Source organism: Azospirillum himalayense (genome assembly GCF_042657465.1).
Classification (GTDB): domain Bacteria; phylum Pseudomonadota; class Alphaproteobacteria; order Azospirillales; family Azospirillaceae; genus Azospirillum; species Azospirillum himalayense.
Map to the genome: position 1 here is coordinate 24,620 of NZ_JBHSLC010000004.1, position 18,636 is coordinate 43,255.

Genomic DNA, 18,636 nt, shown 5'->3' on the forward strand with positions numbered 1-18,636 from the left:
TGGAGGAAATCGTTCTGCAGGTCGCAGACCAGCAGCGCGGTGCGCTCGATCGGAATGACGGCGGCGCTCCATTCCACGATGACGTTGCCGTACCCGTCGACGCGGGCGCTGAGGTCGGGATCGATGACGGTGGTGGCGTCCGGCTGCTCCAGGATCGCCGGACCCTGGATGTGGGCGCCGGCCGGCAGGTCGAGTCGGTTGTAGACCGCCGTCTCGTGCCACGCCCCGTCGAACCAGACAGGCCGAGCGCCGGCGTAGGCGCCCTCCACCGTCGTTCCGGCCGCCGGGGCCAGCGCCGCGAGGTCGAAATGCGGGCGGCGGCCGATGGCGGCGGTGCGCGGGTTGACGATCTTGGCGCCCACCCCCGGCAGAAGCCGGCTGAAGGACGCCTGATAGGCGCGCTCGAAGGCGGCGCGGATGGTCGCCTCGTCGACACCGGTGGTGCCGTTCGCCACCGACACCGGCAGCGGCACGGCGACCGTGTGGATCTGGCCGATGTAGTGCATGTCGAGTTCGAAGACGAGGTCGGTGCGCTCGACGCTGAGGCCGGCAGACTCCACCACGGCGCGGGCGGCCGCGGCCTCCTCCACCATGCGGCGGTCGAGCGACGCGGCGTCGATGCCGGCCAGCGGCAGGTTCACCGTCTGCACCTGATCGTGGCGCATGTCGGCGATGACGCAGCCGAGCGCCGAGGTCACGCCTGGGAAGCGCGGCACCAGCGCCGCCTACAGCCCGACCTCCTTGATCAGCGCGCCGACATGCAGCGCCCCGCCGCCGCCGAAGGGCACCGCGGCGAACTTGGCCGGGTCGTGGCCGCGCTCGATGGAGACGAGGCGGATGGCGCCGGCCATCTTGCTGTTGGCGATGCACACCACCGCCTCCGCCGCCGCCATGACGTCGAGGCCCAGCGGTTCGGCGACATGGGTGGCAATGGCGGTGCGGGCGGCGTCGACGCCCAGCCGGGCGAGCTTGCCGCCGATCGGACGCTCCGCGTTGATGCGGCCGAGCAGCACGTTGGCGTCGGTCAGCGTCGGGCGGGCGTTGCCCTGGCCGTCGCGGATCCTCACGTCGGTGACCTTAGAGGCGAGCGGCGGCGACTTTTCGCCCTCGTCGCTCTGCCAGACGAAGCGGTTCAGCGCGGCGGGCGTGCCGCCGGCCACCCCGAAGGGGGCGAAGACGCCGCGTTCGCCCAGCAGGAAGACGTCGGCGGCGGTCAGCGCCTCGATCTCGTAGACCGCGCCCAGCCCGCCGCGGTGCAGGCCGGCCCCGGCGGAATCCGGGCGCAGCGCCCATGGGTGAACATCACCGGATAGGCTGCCTCCAGGATTTCCACCGGCGGGATGGTGGCGGTGGAGATCGGGTTGTTGGCATGGTTCAGCCCATCGCTCTCCGGGTTGGTCAGGCCGCGCGCCATGATCTGGTCCGACACGCCGACGTCGACGAGATAAGGCAGATCGTTGCGCGCCGCCGCCTGCGAGGCGGCGAGGCAGATCGGGCTGGCGAAGCCGCCGACGATGGCGCACACGCCCTCGGCCTGCATGCGCTCGACCTCCTGGGTCCCGGCCTCCGGCGTGGAGCGGGCGTCGCCGAACACCATTTCAATCTTGGCCCCGCCCAACCCCTTGATGCCGCCCGCGGCGTTGATCTCGTTGATCGCCATCTCGGCGCCGAGCCGGCCGAGGTCACCGTCATGGGCGAGCGCACCGGTCACCGGCTGGAGGATGCCGATCTTCACGGCCGGGCTCTGCGCCCGCATAATCGACGGGGCGCGGCCACCGGCACCGTCGCGAAGGCGGTCGCCGCGGCGCCCGCCTTGAGCACGGTGCGGCGGGAAACGCCGGAAAGTGCGGAGTCCTGAACCGAACGTCCCATAACGCTCAACTCCTCTGCTTGATGGCCCGCGAGCCACGGGTGGGCTTTTCGCCCGCTTTGTTCTTGTCGGTCTTGGCGGTGTCGGATGCGCGCGGCCGGCCCAGGGCCGGGCTCCAGCGCCGCTCCCCGTCGTCGCCGATGCGCACGAGATCCATGTGGAAGGCGTAGCGGTCGGGCCGGTACAGCGCGTGCAGATGCTCCACCCCGCGGCCGGACGGGTCGTGCACGATGCGGGTCAGCGTCAGCAGCGGCGAGCCGATCTCCAGATCGAGCGCCGCCGCCGGCTCAGGCCCGGCGAGCGTGGCGTTGATCGCCTGGGTCGCCCGTTCGGTCTTCACACCCGACCGTTCGATCAGCTCCAGCAGCGGGCGCGCCGCCAGCTCCGCCTCCGAATAGGTCAGGCCGAGCCACTCCGGCACATGGGTGGTCAGGTAGGAGAAGGGCTCCCCGTCGATCAGGCGGACGCGCACCGACCGCTGGACCCGCTCGCCCGGCTTCAGGCCCAGGCTTTCGGCGATGGCCTCCGGCGGCGCGACGTAGCTGAAGGAGAGCAGCTTCACGTCAGTGCTGCGCCCCATGTCGATCAGGTGCGACAGCACGTTGGGCAGGTCGGCGACGATGGGGCGGACCGCGCGGCTGTCATGGACGAAGGTTCCGGAGCCGGGCTTGCGCTGCACCAGCCCTTCCTTCTCCAGCAGGTCGAGCGCCCGGCGCACGGTCACCCGCGACACCGCGTGCTCGGCGGCCAGCGCCGGTTCGCCCGGCAGGCGCCCGCCCGGCGGCAGGTCGCCGGCGACGATGCGGTCGCGCAGCAGCAGATAGATCCTGCGCGCCTTCAGCGGTTCGACCGACGACTTCACTGTGCCCCCTCCCTCTCGCTGGAAACCGGCGTCTGTCTCTGGATAAGACAGGAACCTGTTTTTTAAATAATACAGATTTGGCCAACAGCGATGTTGGGGAAGCGGACGATTGGCGCTGGGACCCTTGTCGGATTTCGCGGGGACGGGAAAAGAAAACGGCCCGCCTCGGGGGGAGGCGGGCCGTTCGGTAATGGTCGTTTTCAACGCGTCAGTGGCTGATCATCCACGGCCTTGCCGTCGGGAAGCCCTTCGCCCCGTCGGGTGTGCGGAGCACCGAGCGTCCCTTCTTGCCGCTACCGCAGCCGCAGCCCGGCCCGTGCTTGTGCTTCGACCCGACCTCCGACAGCAGCTTGGGCCGGTCGGCGCTGCGCTCGTTGGTAGCGTGCGCCGTCCGGGTGGCGGCCGACAGCGCGGAGAAGGCCGGCGCCATGCGGATCACCCGCGGCGACGGCGTTCCGCAATCGGGGCACGGCTGCGGCAGGCCGCTCTCCGCCATCGGCCGCATTCCCGTGAAATCACCGCAGCTCGGGCACTCGTAATCGTACATAGGCATGGCGCGGCCTCCCCTCTCTCTCTTTACACGCGGTCCTGAGCGATCGGCATGTCGACGTCGCCCTTGATGAACTTCGTCGGGCCGTCGGCGTTCGGGGTGATGTCGAAGTCGAAGATCTGTGTCGGCAGGAACAGGGTGGCGCAGGCGTTCGGCACATCGACCACGCCGCTGATGTGGCCCTGCACCGGTGCCGTGCCGAGGATCGAGTAGGCCTGGGCGCCGGAGTAGCCGAACTTCTTCAGATACTCGATGGCGTTCAGGCAGGCCTGCCGGTAGGCGACATGGACGTCCAGGTAATGCTGTTCGCCAGCCTCGTCGACCGAGATGCCCTCGAAGATCAGGTAGTCATTGTAGGTCGGGACGATCGGGCTCGGCTTGAAGATCGGGTTCTTGATGCCGTACTTCGCCATGCCGTCCTTGATCAGGTTGACCTTGAGATGCGCCCAGCCGGCCATCTCGATGGCGCCGCAGAAGGTGATCTCGCCGTCGCCCTGGCTGAAATGCAGGTCGCCCATCGACAGGCCGGCGCCCTTCACATAGACCGGGAAGTAGATGCGCGAGCCGCGCGACAGGTCCTTGATGTCGCAATTGCCGCCATGCTCGCGCGGCGGCACGGTGCGCGCGCCCTCCGCCGCCGCCTTGTCGCGGGCCTCGCCCTTCAGCCGGCCCATGTGCGCGGTCGGCGCGTAGGGCGGGTTGGCGAGGCCGGGGACGCGGGTCGGGTTGGTGTCGATCAGCGCCTGCTCGCGCTTGTTCCACTTGGCCAGCAGGTCGTGCGACGGCAGGCAGCCGATCAGGCCGGGATGGATCAGCCCGGCGAAGCGCACGCCGGGGATGTGGCGCGACTTGGTGAACATGCCCTCGAAGTCCCAGATCGACTTCTGGGCCAGCGGGAAATGCTCGGTCAGGAAGCCGCCGCCGTTCTGCTTGGAGAAGAAGCCGTTGAAGCCCCATTGCTGCTGCGGGAAAGCGCCGATGTCCAGCAGGTCGACGACCAGCAGGTCGCCCGGCTCCGCCCCCTCGACCCCGACCGGGCCGGACAGGAAATGCACTTGGCTGAGGTCGACGTCGCGCACGTCGGCGGCATCGTCGTCGTTTTTGATCTGGCCGCCGGTCCAGTCGTAGCATTCCAGGATGAAGTCGTCGCCCGGCTTCACCGTCACCGCCATCGGGATGTCCGGATGCCAGCGGTTGTGGATCATGTCGTTCTCGTAGGGAGACTGCGACAGGTCGGCCTTGATCAGGGTGTCAGCCATGGTTTGCTCTTCCTTATTGGTGGACTGATTGGGTGACGATGGAGTGGTGGGGCCTCAGGCCGCCAGTTCCCGGAAGCCGTCCGGGAAGGGGTTGGGCTCGATCAGGTCCCGGGTCTCGAAGACCACGTCGAACTGGCCGTCGCGCCGGGCGCGGCCGATGCGGGTCCGGGTCCACAGGTGATGGTTCTCGTGGATGCGCAGCGGCCCGGCCGGCGCCCCGGCGAACTCGATGCCGGGCGAGGCGGCGATGACCCGCGCCACGTCGAAGCTGCCGGCCTTCTCGACCGCCAGCTTCCACAGCCAGGGGCCGAGATAGGCGTTGTGTGTGACGTCGCCGATGACGCTGTCCGCCCCCCACATCGCCTTGAAGGCGGCGACGAAGGCGCGGTTGGCCGGCAGCTCCAGGCTCTGGAAATACTTGGCGCAGGTGAAGGCCCCGGCGATGTAGTCGCCGCCGATGCCCATCATCTCGTCCTCGGTGACGCTGTTGGTCATCAGGATCTGGCGGTCCAGCTCGATCCCGGCGGCCTTGAGCTGCTTGTAGAAGGCGACGTTCGAGCCGCCGACGACGATGGCGTAGATCACGTCGGGCTTGGCCGCCTTGATCCGCGCGACGATGCTCTCGAAGCGGGTGTCGCCGAGTTCGGCGTAGTCCTCGCCGACGACGCGGCAGCCCTTGGCCTCGATATGGCGACGCGCGATGGCGTTCGACGCACGCGGCCAGATGTAGTCCGACCCGACGAGGAAGAAACTCTTCGCCCCCTTCTCGCGCATCACCCAGTCCAGCCCGGCGAGGATCTGCTGGGTCGCCTCCTGCCCGGTGTAGATGACGTGGCGGGACTGCTCCAGCCCCTCGTAGAAGGTCGGGTAGTAGAGCAGGCCGTCGCGCCTCTCCAGCACCGGCAGCACCTCCTTGCGCGAGGCCGAGGTCCAGCAGCCGAAGATCGCCGCCACCTTGTCCTGCGCCAGCAGCTTGTCGGCGCGGGCGGCGAAGGTCGGCCAATCGCTGGCGCCGTCCTCCTGCGCGATCTCGATGCGGCGGCCCAGAACGCCGCCGGCCTCGTTGATCTGCTGGATCGCCAGCATCTCCGCCTGGATCGACCCGCCCTCGCTCAGGGCCATGGTGCCGGTGGCGGAATGGAGGATGCCGACCTTCACCGCCTCGTCGGTGACGGCGATGCCGCTCCTGTTCACCGCCGCGGTCGCCGGCGCGCCCGGCGCCAGGCCCTGGACGCGCCGCGCCGTGCCCGCCGTCATCATGCGCCCGGCCACGGACGCGCGGCGGCGCAACGCCGATTGCAGGCTGACCTCCGCCAGGAAGTTGTTGACCTCGCGGCTCAGCTCGTCGGCGTGGCCGGCGACCTGGGAGGCAACGCCGAGCACCTGCCCGGCCGCCATGCCGGTGTCGGACGCGGCGTCCGACACGCCGACGATGTTGGAGGCCACGCTCTCGGTGCCGCGGGCCGCCTCCTGCACGTTGCGGGCGATCTCGCGGGTGGCCGCTCCCTGCTGCTCGACGGCGGCGGCGATGGCCGAGGCGATCTCGTTGATCTCGGCAATGGTGCCGGCGATGGCGCGGATGGCCTCCACCGCTTCGCCCGTCGCCGACTGGATGGCGCCGACCTGGGTGGCGATGTCCTCGGTCGCCTTGGCGGTCTGGTTGGCCAAGGTCTTGACCTCGCTGGCGACGACGGCGAAGCCCTTGCCGGCCTCCCCCGCTCGCGCCGCCTCGATGGTCGCGTTCAGTGCCAGCAGGTTGGTCTGCCCGGCAATGCCCTGGATCAGCCCGATCACCTGCCCGATCCGCGCGGCGCTGTCGGCGAGGCTCTGCACCACCGCGTCGGTGCGGCGGGTGTCGGCGACCGCCTTCCCAGCGATGGCCGCCGACGAGGCGACCTGCCGGCCGATTTCCTGGATCGAGGCCGACAGCTCCTCGGTCGCCGTCGCCACGGTCTGGACGTTCATCGACGCCTGGGCCGAGGACTCCGACATCGCCGCCGACAGCCGGTTGCTGCGCTCGGCGGTGCCGCTCATCGCGGTGGCGGTGTCCGTCATCTCGCCGGCGGCCGAGGAGACGGTCTGCACCAGCCGGCCGACCTTGCCTTCGAAGTCGCGGGTCAGCGCCTCCAGCCGGGCGGCGCGCTCCTCCGTCGCCTTGCGCTCGGCCTCGCGCTGCGCCTCATGGGCGGCGCGGGCCTCGGCGGCGGCGGCGATGCGGTCGAGGGCGGCGGCGAGGTCGCGTTGCGGATCGTTTCCCGCGCCCACCGCATCACCGGCCAGCGCGGCGGCCCGCTCGCCGAGCCGCCGCAGCCCGGCGCCCTGGCGGTAGGCCAGCGCGGCGGCGGCAGCGGCCAGCGCCGCCGAGAGCACGAGGCCGGCGGTCGGCACCGCGGGCGACCCGGTCAGCGGCGTTGCCACGGCGGTCAGCAGGGCGACCACGGCGCAGGCGGTGGACGCGGACTTGGCGGACGTCATGGCGCATCCTTCTGTGGAGGGAGGTGGGGTGCGGGGAGCGCGTGCCCCCACCCCGGCCCTCCCCCGCTTCGCAGGGGAGGGAGAACCAAGTCCTCTCCCTTGCGAAGCGGGGGAGGGTTAGGGAGGGGGCAATCCCCGCTTAGGGAGGGGGCCAATCCTTGGCCGCGCCCTAAACCGACAGCAGCCGCGCCACCTTCGCCTCGTCGACCTGGTCGCGGCTGTCCTCATGGACGATCTCGCCGTTCTCGATCACCAGCACGCGGTCGGCGATGTCGAGCGCGAAGCTCAGCACCTGCTCCGACACGATGATGCTGAGGCCCTTCTCGTCGCGGATGCGGCGCAGGGTGCGGGCCATCTCGCGGATGATCGAGGGCTGGATGCCCTCCGTCGGCTCGTCCAGCAGCAGCACCTTCGGCTTGGTGGCAAGCGCGCGGGCGATGGCGAGCTGCTGCTGCTGCCCGCCCGACAGGTTGCCGCCGCGCCGGCCCTTCATCTCCAGCAGCACCGGGAACAGCTCGTAGAGGTCGCCCGGCACGCTGCGCCCGCCATGGACGCTGAGGCCCGTCTCGATGTTCTCCTGAACCGTCATGGTCGGGAAGATCATGCGGCCCTGCGGGACATAGGCGACGCCCTTCGCCACCCGCTCATAGCTCTTCAGCCCGGTGATCTCGTCGCCGCCGATGCGGATGGCGCCGGAGCGCGCCGGCACGATCCCCATCAGCGACTTCATCAGCGTCGTCTTGCCCATGCCGTTGCGGCCCATGATGGCGACGATCTCGTTGGGCGCCACGGTGAAGTCCAGACCGTGCAGGACCTCGCTCTCGCCGTAGGACACGCGGAGTTGATTGACGGACAGCATCTCTTGATCCCCCGCTGAATGGCCTGGATAGACTCAGTGGCCCAGATAGACTTCGACGACCTTGGGATCGTTCTTCACCCGCTCCATGCTGCCTTCCGACAGGATCCTGCCCTGGTGCAGGACGGTGACGCGGTGGGCGATGTCCTCGACGAACTTCATGTCGTGCTCGATCACCAGCACCGAGCGGTTCTGGATGATGCGGTTCAGCAGCTCGGCGGTCTTCTTGCGCTCGTTCACGCTCATGCCGGCGACCGGCTCGTCGAGCATCAGCAGTTCGGGGTCCTGGATCAGCAGCATGCCGATCTCCAGCCACTGCTTCTGCCCGTGGCTGAGATACTCGGCGCGCTGGTCGAGATGGTCGGAGAGGAAGATCATCTCGGCGATCTCGGCCACCCGCTCGCGCACCGCGGCGTCGCGCTTGAAGGCGAGCGCGCCGAACACGCTGCGCCCGCGGGGGTAGGAGATTTCCAGATTTTCGAACACCGTCAGGTCGTCGTAGATCGACGGGTTCTGGAACTTGCGCCCGACGCCGGCCGTGACGATCTGGTGCTCCTTCATCGCGGTCAGTTCCCTGTTGCGGAACTTGATGGAGCCGCCGGACGCCTTGGTCCGCCCGCAGATGAGGTCGAGCACCGTGGTCTTGCCGGCGCCGTTGGGGCCGATGATGACGTGGATCTCGTTGCTGTCGACGTAGAAGGACAGGTCGTTGACCGCCTTGAACCCGTCGAAGGACACGGTCAGCCCTTCGACCGCCAGCAGATAATCGGTGTTGTTGGCCATGCTCCGTCCCTCCTCAGTCGGCGGCGGTGTGGGGCGGGATGATCGGCGCCGCGGCGGCCGGCATCTTGGCGCGGCCGACGAACGGGCGGCGCAGCCGCGGGGCGATGTATTGCTGGTAGAGCCCGGCCAGCCCGTTCGGGAACACCATCACCACGCCGATGAACAGGGCGCCCATGGCGAACAGCCACAGCTCCGGGAAGCTCTCCGACAGCATCGTCTTGGCCCAGTTGACCAGCAGCGTGCCGTACACCGCGCCGAGCAGCGACAGCCGGCCGCCGACCGCGCAGTAGATGACCATCTCGATCGACGGCACGATGCCGACGAAGGACGGCGACATGAAGCCGACCTGCAGCGTGAACATCGCCCCACCCACCGCCGACAGCGCCGCGGCGAAGCAGAAGACGAAGATCTTGAAGTTGGCGACGTCGTAGCCGGAGAAGCGGACCCGGTCCTCCTTGTCGCGCAGCGCCACCAGGATGCGCCCGAGCTTGGAGCGGCGGACGTAGAGGCAGAGCAGGATGCAGCCGATCAGCAGGGCGGCGTTGACGAAGTAGAGCACCAGCTTCGCCTCGTCGGTGCGGATGTCCCACCCCTTCAGCGTGCGCAGGTCGGTGATGCCGTTGATGCCGCCGGTGTAGCCCTGCTGCCCGACGATCAGGATGGTCAGGATGGCGGCGAAGGCCTGGGTGATGATGGCGAAGTAGACGCCGCCGACCCGCCGCTTGAACATCGCCAGACCGACGATGAAGGCGAGCAGCGCCGGGACCGCCACCACCGCGACGATGGAGAAGGTCAGGCTGTGGAACGGCTCCCAGAACCAGGGCAGCGCCGTCAGCTGGTTCCAGTCCATGAAGTCGGGGATGCCGGGGGTGGACTGGATCTTGGTCGCCTCGGGGCTGGAGGCCTCCAGCTTCAGGAACATCGCCATGCAGTAGCCGCCGATGCCGAAGAAGATGCCCTGCCCCAGCGACAGGATGCCGGCGCTGCCCCAGCACAGCACGAGGCCGAGCGCCACGAAGGCGTAGGTCAGGTACTTGCCGACCATGTTCAGCCGGAAGATGTCGAGCCCCAGCGGCAGGACGATCACCAGGAGGGCGGCCAGCAGCAGGATGCCGGCGACGTCACCGTCGATGCGCCAGGGACTGCGCCCGAGAAGGCCGTTTTGAGGGTTGCGCGTCATGGTGATGGACTCCTCAGCGGCGGACTTTGAGGACGAACAGGCCCTGCGGGCGCAGCATCAGGATCACGACGACGGTCAGCAGCGTCAGCACCTTGGCGGTCGAGCCGCTGAGGAAGAACTCCATCGTCGACTGGGCCTGGCTGATGGTGAAGGCCGACGCGATGGTGCCGATCAGGCTCTGGGCACCGCCGAACACCACCACCAGGAAGGTGTCGACGATGTAGAGCTGGCCCGAGGTCGGGCCGGTCGAGCCAACCATGGTAAAGGCGCTTCCCGCCACCCCGGCGATGCCGCAGCCGAGCCCGAAGGTGTAGCGGTCGACCTTCTCGGTGTTGATGCCGACGGCGCCGGCCATCGTGCGGTTCTGCATCACCGCCCGCACGCCCTGGCCCCAGCGCGAGCGGAACATCACGGCGTAGATGACGACGGTGATGGCCATGGTCAGTGCCATGACGAACAGGCCGTTGATCGGCACCTCGATGGTATCGGTGACGGCGACCGAGCCCATCAGCCAGTCCGGCAGGACCACGCCGACCTCGCGCGCGCCGAAGACCGAGCGGAAGACCTGCTGAAGGATCAGGCTCAGCCCCCAGGTCGCCAGCAGCGTGTCGAGCGGGCGGCGGTAGAGGAAGCGGATCATCCCCCATTCCACCAGCATCCCCAGCGCCCCGCTGGCGAAGAAGGCCAGGATCATCGCAATGAAGAAATAGGCCGGAAACAGCGCCGGCACGGTGGTGGAGATGAAATTCGAGCAGAGATAGGTCACATAGGCGCCGAGGATCATGAACTCCCCGTGCGCCATGTTGATGACGCCCATCTGCCCGAAGATGATGGCGAGGCCCAGCGCCATCAGCACGAAAACGGAAAAGAGAATGAGCCCCGCGAATCCCTGCATGGCAAAGATCGACCCGAGCTCGGCCAGGCTGTAGCCCTCGAACATGATGGGAACTCCCGTCACACTTGCCCCCACCCCGGCCCTCCCCCGCTCTTGCAGGGGAGGGCGGCGGGAGCATCGTCGCCGCTCTGGCTGAATCCCCTCCCCTGCGCAGCGGGGGAGGGTTAGGGAGGGGGCACGTCCAACGACGCCCCGCCCCTTACTGGTAGCCCTTCGGGAACGGGTTCGGCTCGATGAGGTCCGCCGTCTCGTAGACGACGTCGAACTGGCCGTCCGGACGGGCGCGGCCAACGCGGGTCTTGCTCCACAGGTGATGGTTCCCGTGGACGCGGACATAACCTTCCGGCGCGCCGTTGAACTCGATGCCTTCCGACGCGACGGCAATCTTGTCGATGTCGAAGCTCTTGGCCTTCTCCACCGTCAGCTTCCACAGCCAGGGGCCGAGATAGCCGGCCTGGGTCACGTCGCCGATGACGCTGTTGGCGCCCCACATCGCCTTGAAGGCGGCGACGAACTTCTCGTTGTTGGGATTCTGCAGCGACTGGAAGTACTTCATGCAGGCGTAGGCGCCGGCGATGTTCTCGCCGCCGATGCCGAGCATCTCGTCCTCGGTGACCGAGATGGTCATCAGCACCTGCTTGTTCAGGTCGATGCCCGCCGCCTTCATCTGCTTGTAGAAGGCGACGTTTGAGCCGCCGACCACCGAGGCATAGATGACGTCCGGCTTGGTCAGCTTGATCTTGTTGATGACCGAGTTGAACTGGGTGTGGCCGAGCGGGAAATACTCCTCGCCCACCACCTTCTGGCCCTTCATCTCGATGTGCTTGCGGGCGATCTTGTTGGAGGTGCGCGGCCAGATGTAGTCGGAACCGATCAGGAAGAAGCTCTTGGCGCCCTTCTCCTTGGTCACCCAGTCCAGCCCGGCGAGGATCTGCTGCGTCGCCTCCTGCCCGGTGTAGATGACGTTCTTCGACTGCTCCAGCCCTTCGTAGAAGGTCGGGTAGTAGAGCATGCCGTTGTACTGCTCGAACACGGGCAGCACCGCCTTGCGCGAGGCCGAGGTCCAGCAGCCGAACACCGCCGCCACCTTGTCCTCGACCAGCAGCTTGCGCGCCTTCTCGGCAAAGGTCGGCCAGTCGCTGGCGCCGTCCTCCTGGATCACCTCGATCTTGCGGCCGAGCACGCCGCCCATCTCGTTGATCTGGGCGATGGCCAGCTTCTCGGCCTGCACCGAGCCGGTCTCCGAGATCGCCATGGTGCCGGTGGTGGAATGCAGGATGCCGACCTTCACCGTGCTGTCGGTGACCGCCAGCTTCGTCGTGTTGACGGCGTCGGTCGGCAGCGCCTGGGCCAGCGCGCCGCGCGGCAGCAACCCGACGGCCGGCAGCACCGCCATGCCGAGGAGGAGCTTGCGGCGGAGCGGCGACGGCAGCCCGCCAACGGGCTTGCCCGCATCGATCTTATCCGAGGACATGAAACCTCCTGCTGTTCGCCGTTGTCGCCTTGCAACGACGGCGTGCAACCGGGCGCGGCCGTCGGACAGGCGGTGTTTTTTTGGGGGGTGGGCGGAACGTTCCGCGTTAGGACAGCCCGATGTTTGGCCGAACAGTGCATCGCAGCAATACGTGGATTTGCGTATAGGGGCGCCGGTCGGCAAATCGTTATAAAATCACGGGAGACTGGAACCGCCCGAACACCCGCAACCACCCGGAAGCGAGTGGAACAGTTGCCTCCACCCGCAAGAAACGACGCGATTGAACTCTGTTGTCTGGCCGATCTGTTCCTGACAGACTGGCGGGGGCTCAGGCTTTATTAGCGAAAATGCCCGGAAACAGGGCTAATGAATAATCAGTAATACGAACATATCCTCAGGAGGGTGAATGGGGCCGATGGCGGGGCGCCAGAGGGTGGTTGCGATCCGGCGGACCTACAACCGGTGGGTCGCCAACCAGACGCTGGAGGATTACGCGCTGCGCTTCACCGCGCGGAAGGCGCGGCGGTGGTCGCCGTTGCGCGTCGCCAACACGGCGCTCGGCTCGATCTCCTTCCTGGCGCTGGAGGCCATTGGCGGGGCGATCACGCTGAGCTACGGATTCACCAACGCGGCCCTCGCCATCCTGGCCGCCGCGATCCTGATCTTCGCCAGCGCGCTGCCGATCAGCTACTACGCCAGCCGCTACGGCGTGGACATGGATTTGCTGACGCGCGGCGCCGGCTTCGGCTACATCGGCTCCACCATCACGTCGCTGATCTACGCCTCCTTCACCTTCATCTTCTTCGCCATCGAGGCGGCGATCATGGCGACGGCGCTGGAGATGGTCTTCGACCTGCCGCTCGCCGCCGGCTACGTCGTCAGCTCGCTTCTGGTCATCCCGCTGGTCGCCTACGGCTTCACCGTCATCAGCCGCCTCCAACTGTGGACCCAGCCGCTGTGGCTGGCGCTGCACGCACTGCCCTTCCTGTTCATCGCCGTCCAGGACAGCGAGGCCTTCACCGCCTGGACCAGCTTCACCGGCCAGGCGGCGGACGCGGGCGGCGGCGCCTTCGACCTGATGCTGTTCGGTGCTGCGGCGTCGGTGGTGTTCTCGCTGCTGGCGCAGATCGGCGAGCAGGTCGATTTCATCCGCTTCCTGCCCTACGACCCCGACGCCACCGGCGCCAAGCGGCTACGCTGGTGGGCGGCGCTGGTGGCCGCCGGGCCGGGCTGGATCGTCATCGGCACGATCAAGCTCCTGCTCGGCTCCTTCCTGGTGGTGCTGGCGCTGCAGAATGCCGTGCCGCTGGAGATGGCGGCGGAGCCGACGCAAATGTACCTCGTCGCCTTCCAGTATGTGACGCCGTCGCCGCAGCTCGCCCTCGGCCTGACCGGCCTGTTCGTCGTGCTGTCGCAACTCAAGATCAACGTCACCAACACCTACGCCGGCTCCATCGCCTGGTCGAACTTCTTCTCGCGTCTGACCCACAGCCATCCCGGCCGGGTGGTCTGGGTGGTGTTCAACGTCGTCATCGGCCTGATGCTGATGGAACTGGGCATCTACAAGACGCTGGAGCCGGTGCTCGGCCTCTATTCCAGCGTCGCCGCCTCCTGGATCGGCGCGCTGGTCGCCGATCTGGTGGTGAACAAGCCGCTGGGCCTCAGCCCGCGCCACGTCGAGTTCAAGCGCGCCCACCTCTACGACATCAACCCGGTGGGCGTCGGCGCCATGCTGCTGGCGACGGTGCTGTCGATGCTGGCCTTCCTCGACGCGCTGGGGCCGACGCTGAAGGTTTGCGCGCCCTTCCTCGCCTTCGGCACCGCTTTCGCCGCCGCCCCCGCCATCGCCTGGGCGACGCGCGGCGGCTATTACATCGCGCGCCGCCCCTTCGACGACTGGAACGGCGCGGAGGCGATCCGCTGCTGCATCTGCCAGCACGCCTTCGAGACGGAGGACATGGCCCACTGCCCGGTCTATGCCGGGGCGATCTGCTCGCTCTGCTGCTCGCTGGACGCCCGCTGCGGCGACGGCTGCAAGAGCGACGCCCGGCTGGGCGTGCAGTTGCGCCGCGCGCTTGACGCCGTGTTGCCGCCGCGGGCGGCGACGGCGCTGAAGGCGCGGCTCGGCCATTATCTGGGCGTCCTGCTGATGCTGGCGCTGGCGGTCGGCGCGGTGCTGGCGCTGGTCTATGTCGAGGTCGCCTCGGTCAACGCCGAGGCGCAGGCGCTGATCGGCAGCACGCTGTGGAAGGTCTACTTCATCCTGATGATCGTCGCCGGCGTCGCCACCTGGCTGTTCGTGCTGGCGCGCGAGAGCCGCAAGGTGGCGCAGGAGGAGACGCAGAAGCAGACCGCCCTGCTGATCCAGGAGATCGAGGCCCACGAGCGCACCGACGCCCAGCTCCAGAAGGCCAAGGAAGCGGCGGAGGCGGCCAACCTCGCGAAGAGCCGCTATCTCGTCGGCATCGGCCACGAGTTCCGCACGCCGCTGAGCGCCATCTTCGGCTATGCACAGATCCTGGAGCGCGATGCGGCCATGCCACCGCACCGGGTCGACGCCGTCCGCGTCATCCGGCGCAGCGCCGAGCATCTGGCCGGCCTGCTCGACGGGCTGCTCGACGTGTCGAAGATCGAAAGCGGCCGGCTGCAGCTGAACCGCGGGGAGGTGCGCTTCGGCGACCTGCTCGACCAGCTCGTCGGCATGTTCCATCTGCAGGCGGAGGCCAAGGGCATCGCCTTCCGCTTCGACGCGCCGGAGGACCTGCCGCCCGTCGTCTTCACCGATGAGGGGCGCATCCGCCAGATCCTCATCAACCTGCTGTCCAACGCCATCAAGTTCACCGATTCCGGCTCGGTCTGCCTGCGCGTGCGCCACCGCAGCCAGATCGCCGAGTTCGAGGTGGAGGACACCGGCCCCGGCATCGCCGAGGCCGACCGCGAGCGCATCTTCGAACCGTTCGAGCGCGGGTCGGCCGCCAACCCGATGGTGCCCGGCATGGGCCTCGGCCTGACCATCACCAAGTTGCTGACCGAGGTGATGGGCGGCGAGATCACCGTGACCAGCACCCCCGGCAAGGGCAGCCTGTTCCGGGTGCGGATGATGATGTCGGCGGCGATGCTGTCCAACGCCGCCAGCCAGCCCGACCATCCGATCCGCGGCTATCGCGGCCCGCGCCTGACCGTGCTGGTCACCGACGACGACCTCGCCCACCGCAGCCTGCTGTCCGACCTGCTGGCGGAGCTGGGCTTCACGGTGTTCAAGGCGACCGACGGGCCGACCTGCCTCGCCATGGCGGAGTTGCACCGGCCGGACATCCTGCTGCTCGACATCTCCATGCCCGGCATGAACGGGCTGGAGGTGGCGCGGCGCCTGCGCGCCGCCGGCCACAGCGACACCACCATCATTCTGGTGTCCGCCGACACGCGGGAGGACCGCTCCGGCGCCGACGGCGATCAGCCCCACGACGGCTTCGCCGCAAAGCCGGTGTCCATCCCGAAGCTGCTGGCCTGCATCGGCCGCCTGCGCGACATCGCATGGGAGTACGAGGCGCCGGCCGACACCGACGCCGGGCCGCCGGCCTTCGCCGCGGCGGAGCTGCCGCCGCAGCACCACATCGCGGAGCTGATCCATCTCGGCCGCATCGGCTATGTCCGCGGCATGCAGGCCAAGCTCGCCGAGATCGCCGCCGCCCATCCGGAGCTGGAGCGCTTCGTCGGCCGCATGCGCACGCTCGTCAGCAATTACGACCTCAACCAGTATATGGCCGCGCTGGAGGCGGTGTACCGCGATGACAGCCATGACAAACTCCGCCATGACGAATCCAGCCATGACGATGAAGCCCGTAACCAAACCGCGTGACGTCGTCCTGGTCGTCGACGATTCACCCGAAGCCCTCAGCTTCCTGACCGACGCGCTGGAGGAGGCCGGAGTGACCGTGCTGGTGGCGCTGGACGGCCGCAAGGCGCTGGCCCTGCTGGAGCAGGTGACCCCCGACGTCATCCTGATGGACGCCATCATGCCGGGGCTGGACGGCTTCGAAACCTGCCGGCAGTTGAAGCGCAGCAGTCAGGTCGCCCATGTCCCGGTGATCTTCATGACCGGGCTGACCGAGACGGAGCATATCCTGAAGGGCTTCGCCGCCGGCGGGGTCGATTACGTCACCAAGCCCATCGTCGCCGAGACCCTGATCGCCCGCATGTACGCCCACCTCGCCAACGCCCGCGTCGCCCAGAGCACGCGGGCGGCGCTGGACGTCACCGGCCGCACCCTGCTGGCCGCCAACCACCGGGGCGAGGTGCTGTGGTGCACGCCGCAGACCACCCGCATGCTGGAGGCCGCCTTCGGAACCGCCGGAGGGGACGGCGTCTCCTTGCCGGAGGAGGCGCGGCGCTGGCTGGCTGGCCGTCAGGCCGGTGGCCCTGGGCGCAAGCCCGACAGCGTGGTGATCGCCACCGGCGCGGACGGCCGCCGCCTGCGCCTGAGCCCGGTCGGCCAAACCGGTCCCGACGAAATCCTTCTTCAACTGGCCGAGGAGTCGGGCGCCGGCGAGGACACGCAGCTCAAGGACAAGCTGTCCCTGACGCCGCGCGAGGCGGAGGTTCTGATGTGGGTCGCCAACGGCAAGCCCAACCGCGACATCGCCGAAATCCTCGGCCTCAGTCCGCGCACGGTCGACAAGCATCTGGAGCAGATCTACGCAAAGCTCGGCGTCGAGAACCGCGCCGCCGCCGCCGCGATGGCGGTGCGGGCGCTGAACGGCCGGTAGGGAGCCTCAGCCGGTCAGCCGGACATAGACGGCCGGGAGGATCTCGGGCAGCCGCTCCACCCGGTCGACCGGCAGCACGTTGCGCCGGCCGAAGATGCGGTGATGCGTGTGAGGATCGCCGCCCAGCGCCACGCAGACCACATCGATGCCCCGCCCGGCCAGCTCGCGCACCGCCTTGCGGGCGTCCTCCCCCAGATGGCGGGGATCGGGGCAGTCGATGTCGGACGGCTCGCCGTCGGTGACCAGCAGCAGCAGGCGGCGCAGCGTCGGCTGGGCGGCCAGCGTCGCGCCGGCGTGGCGGATCGCCGCCCCCAGGCGCGTCGACCAGCGCCCGTCCAGCCCCGCGAGGCGCCCGCGCGCCGCCGCGTCGTAGGGCTCGGCGAAGCGCTTGACCGGCAGCCAATGCACCGCCTCCCGCCCGTCGGAACGGAAGGCCGCCAGGGCGAAGCGGTCGCCGGCCGCGGCCAGCGCGCCGGCCAGCAGGTCGGCCGAGCGGCGTTCGAGGTCCAGCACCGTGCCGTCTCCCGCCGGGTCGTTGGTGGAATGCGACGCGTCGAGCAGCAGCAGGACCGACAGGTCGCGACCCCGCCGCCGCACCCGCCGGTAGACCCGCATGTCCGGAGCATGGCTATGCCGCCGGGCCGCGCTCGCGGCGATGCAGGCGTCGAGGTCGAGAGCGTCGCCCTCCCGCTGCCGCCGCACCCGCTCCGGCCGCGCCACCACCGCGTGGCGGACCAGCGCGCGGACCCGCTGGACGAGGCGGGGATCGGCGGGCGCGTCCAGCGGCGGTCCATGCTCAGGGATGGCCTCGATTACCTGGACGAAGTCGGGCCGGTGCAGGCCGATGCGGTGGTCCCATTCCGGGTAGCGCGCCACCGGCCGCAGCGCGGTGGTTTCGGCGACGGCGAGAGGGGCCGGCGACGCCTGCGACGGCCCGTTTTGGCGATGGTTCTCTCCCTCCGCAGACTCCGGCCGAACCGCCTCCAACGGGTCGTCGGCGTCGCGCGGCAGCTCCGGCGGGGTGTCGTACAGCCAGAGGCCGCTGTTGTCGTCGCGGTAGGCGGGGTCGACACGGTGCCCTCTGGCGTTGATCTGGACCCGCGTCTTTCCCAGGTCGCCGGCGAGTTCGCCGCCCAGCCGCAGGCTGAACTCTGGCTCGTCCCAGCGGTCCGGCCGCTCGAAGAACAGGCGCTGCCCTTTGTCGACCCAGGCGCTGCCGTCCCGGTAACCGGGGTCGAACAGGGCGCGAGCCAGCCGCTCCAGCAGGTCAGCCGCCATCAGCGACGGCGAGGGTTCGACGCGATGGAACGGCGCCCACAGCCGCCGCAGGCCGGGAAGACGCCGCATCGCCAGATGCTCCACCCGCGCGTCCTCGACGAGCGAGACCACGATGGTCAGCAGCGGCTTCAGCCCCTTGGCCGGCCACGGGCGCGAGAACATGCGGTGCGCCCCGACATGCGCCAGCGCCGCCCGGTAAAGCTCCAGGGAGGGCCAGACCGCGGGCAGCCGGACGAGGTCGGCGTCGAAGCAGGGGCGCAGCGCCGCCGGATCACCCTCCCCGACCAGAGGCCGCAAGGGTGGATCGGTTCCCCACAGCGCCATCCCGTAGGCCCTCAGCCGGCGTTCGACATCGGCCAGGGCGATGTCTCCACCAACGCTGTCCATC

The 18,636-nt window shown here is 68.9% G+C and carries 14 protein-coding genes and 1 pseudogene; 2 read left to right on the plus strand and 13 right to left on the minus strand.

Annotation, left to right across the window (positions count from 1 at the left end; genetic code table 11):
• Positions 1–101: 101 nt before the first annotated feature.
• From ACFPMG_RS35345 to urtA (ACFPMG_RS02170), 12 genes and pseudogenes are all read right to left on the minus strand, one after another.
• A pseudogene (locus ACFPMG_RS35345) lies at positions 102–665 on the minus strand (hydantoinase/oxoprolinase family protein); the annotation flags it as partial.
• Between the two features lie 60 nt (positions 666–725).
• Complete coding sequence (locus tag ACFPMG_RS35350) at positions 726–1,286, minus strand: hydantoinase/oxoprolinase family protein (RefSeq protein WP_417281695.1); 561 nt, start codon at positions 1,284–1,286, stop codon at positions 726–728.
• Positions 1,214–1,735, minus strand: a complete 522-nt coding sequence (locus ACFPMG_RS35355; RefSeq protein ID WP_417281693.1) for an ABC transporter substrate-binding protein — start codon at positions 1,733–1,735, stop codon at positions 1,214–1,216. Before ACFPMG_RS35355 ends, ACFPMG_RS35350 begins: the two co-directional genes overlap by 73 nt.
• 142 nt (positions 1,736–1,877) lie before the next feature.
• The gene (locus ACFPMG_RS02125; RefSeq protein WP_376993596.1) at positions 1,878–2,732 is read right to left on the minus strand and encodes a GntR family transcriptional regulator; all 855 of its coding nucleotides are present in this window, start codon (positions 2,730–2,732) and stop codon (positions 1,878–1,880) included.
• Positions 2,733–2,940: 208 nt separating this feature from the next.
• Positions 2,941–3,285 carry an FmdB family zinc ribbon protein gene (locus ACFPMG_RS02130; RefSeq protein WP_376993597.1) on the minus strand — a complete coding sequence of 115 codons (345 nt, stop codon included), beginning with the start codon at positions 3,283–3,285 and terminating at the stop codon, positions 2,941–2,943.
• 23 nt (positions 3,286–3,308) lie between these two features.
• Entirely contained in the window at positions 3,309–4,541 is a 1,233-nt protein-coding gene (gene fmdA, locus ACFPMG_RS02135; protein ID WP_094302374.1) for a formamidase, read from the minus strand.
• Positions 4,542–4,595: 54 nt separating this feature from the next.
• Entirely contained in the window at positions 4,596–7,016 is a 2,421-nt protein-coding gene (urtA, locus tag ACFPMG_RS35360) for an urea ABC transporter substrate-binding protein (protein ID WP_417281694.1), read from the minus strand.
• Positions 7,017–7,185: 169 nt separating this feature from the next.
• Positions 7,186–7,875 (minus strand): urea ABC transporter ATP-binding subunit UrtE, encoded by a 690-nt coding sequence (gene urtE, locus ACFPMG_RS02150; RefSeq protein WP_109070143.1) that lies wholly within the window; start codon positions 7,873–7,875, stop codon positions 7,186–7,188.
• Between the two features lie 33 nt (positions 7,876–7,908).
• Positions 7,909–8,655, minus strand: a complete 747-nt coding sequence (gene urtD, locus ACFPMG_RS02155) for an urea ABC transporter ATP-binding protein UrtD (RefSeq protein WP_183178438.1) — start codon at positions 8,653–8,655, stop codon at positions 7,909–7,911.
• A gap of 13 nt (positions 8,656–8,668) precedes the next feature.
• Positions 8,669–9,835: an urea ABC transporter permease subunit UrtC gene (gene urtC, locus ACFPMG_RS02160; RefSeq protein WP_376993598.1), complete on the minus strand. Its 1,167-nt coding sequence runs from the start codon at positions 9,833–9,835 to the stop codon at positions 8,669–8,671.
• Positions 9,836–9,848: 13 nt separating this feature from the next.
• Complete coding sequence (gene urtB, locus ACFPMG_RS02165; protein WP_376993599.1) at positions 9,849–10,775, minus strand: urea ABC transporter permease subunit UrtB; 927 nt, start codon at positions 10,773–10,775, stop codon at positions 9,849–9,851.
• Between the two features lie 154 nt (positions 10,776–10,929).
• The gene (urtA, locus tag ACFPMG_RS02170) at positions 10,930–12,204 is read right to left on the minus strand and encodes an urea ABC transporter substrate-binding protein (protein WP_376993600.1); all 1,275 of its coding nucleotides are present in this window, start codon (positions 12,202–12,204) and stop codon (positions 10,930–10,932) included.
• Positions 12,205–12,610: 406 nt separating this feature from the next.
• Here urtA (ACFPMG_RS02170) and ACFPMG_RS02175 point away from each other — a divergent pair, with 406 nt between their 5' ends.
• Together ACFPMG_RS02175 and ACFPMG_RS02180 are read left to right on the plus strand one after the other, a co-directional pair.
• Positions 12,611–16,063, plus strand: a complete 3,453-nt coding sequence (locus tag ACFPMG_RS02175) for a hybrid sensor histidine kinase/response regulator (RefSeq protein WP_376993601.1) — start codon at positions 12,611–12,613, stop codon at positions 16,061–16,063.
• On the plus strand, positions 16,032–16,970 hold the full coding sequence (locus tag ACFPMG_RS02180) for a response regulator transcription factor (protein ID WP_376993602.1): 939 nt from the start codon (positions 16,032–16,034) through the stop codon (positions 16,968–16,970). The genes ACFPMG_RS02175 and ACFPMG_RS02180 overlap by 32 nt, the downstream gene beginning before the upstream one ends.
• Positions 16,971–16,976: 6 nt before the next feature.
• Here the strand turns inward: ACFPMG_RS02180 and ACFPMG_RS02185 are convergent, their stop codons facing one another.
• Complete coding sequence (locus ACFPMG_RS02185; protein WP_376993603.1) at positions 16,977–18,635, minus strand: nitric oxide reductase activation protein NorD; 1,659 nt, start codon at positions 18,633–18,635, stop codon at positions 16,977–16,979.
• Position 18,636: the final 1 nt, after the last annotated feature.

Coding starts and splice junctions, on each gene's coding strand:
- urtA (WP_376993600.1), bottom strand. CDS start 12,204: ATGTCCTCGGATAAGATCGATGCGGGCAAGCCCGTTGGCGGGCTGCCG.
- urtB (WP_376993599.1), bottom strand. CDS start 10,775: ATGTTCGAGGGCTACAGCCTGGCCGAGCTCGGGTCGATCTTTGCCATG.
- ACFPMG_RS02130 (WP_376993597.1), bottom strand. CDS start 3,285: ATGCCTATGTACGATTACGAGTGCCCGAGCTGCGGTGATTTCACGGGA.
- ACFPMG_RS02180 (WP_376993602.1), top strand. CDS start 16,032: ATGACGATGAAGCCCGTAACCAAACCGCGTGACGTCGTCCTGGTCGTC.
- urtD (WP_183178438.1), bottom strand. CDS start 8,655: ATGGCCAACAACACCGATTATCTGCTGGCGGTCGAAGGGCTGACCGTG.
- ACFPMG_RS02175 (WP_376993601.1), top strand. CDS start 12,611: ATGGGGCCGATGGCGGGGCGCCAGAGGGTGGTTGCGATCCGGCGGACC.
- urtE (WP_109070143.1), bottom strand. CDS start 7,875: ATGCTGTCCGTCAATCAACTCCGCGTGTCCTACGGCGAGAGCGAGGTC.
- urtA (WP_417281694.1), bottom strand. CDS start 7,016: ATGACGTCCGCCAAGTCCGCGTCCACCGCCTGCGCCGTGGTCGCCCTG.
- fmdA (WP_094302374.1), bottom strand. CDS start 4,541: ATGGCTGACACCCTGATCAAGGCCGACCTGTCGCAGTCTCCCTACGAG.
- urtC (WP_376993598.1), bottom strand. CDS start 9,835: ATGACGCGCAACCCTCAAAACGGCCTTCTCGGGCGCAGTCCCTGGCGC.
- ACFPMG_RS02185 (WP_376993603.1), bottom strand. CDS start 18,635: ATGGACAGCGTTGGTGGAGACATCGCCCTGGCCGATGTCGAACGCCGG.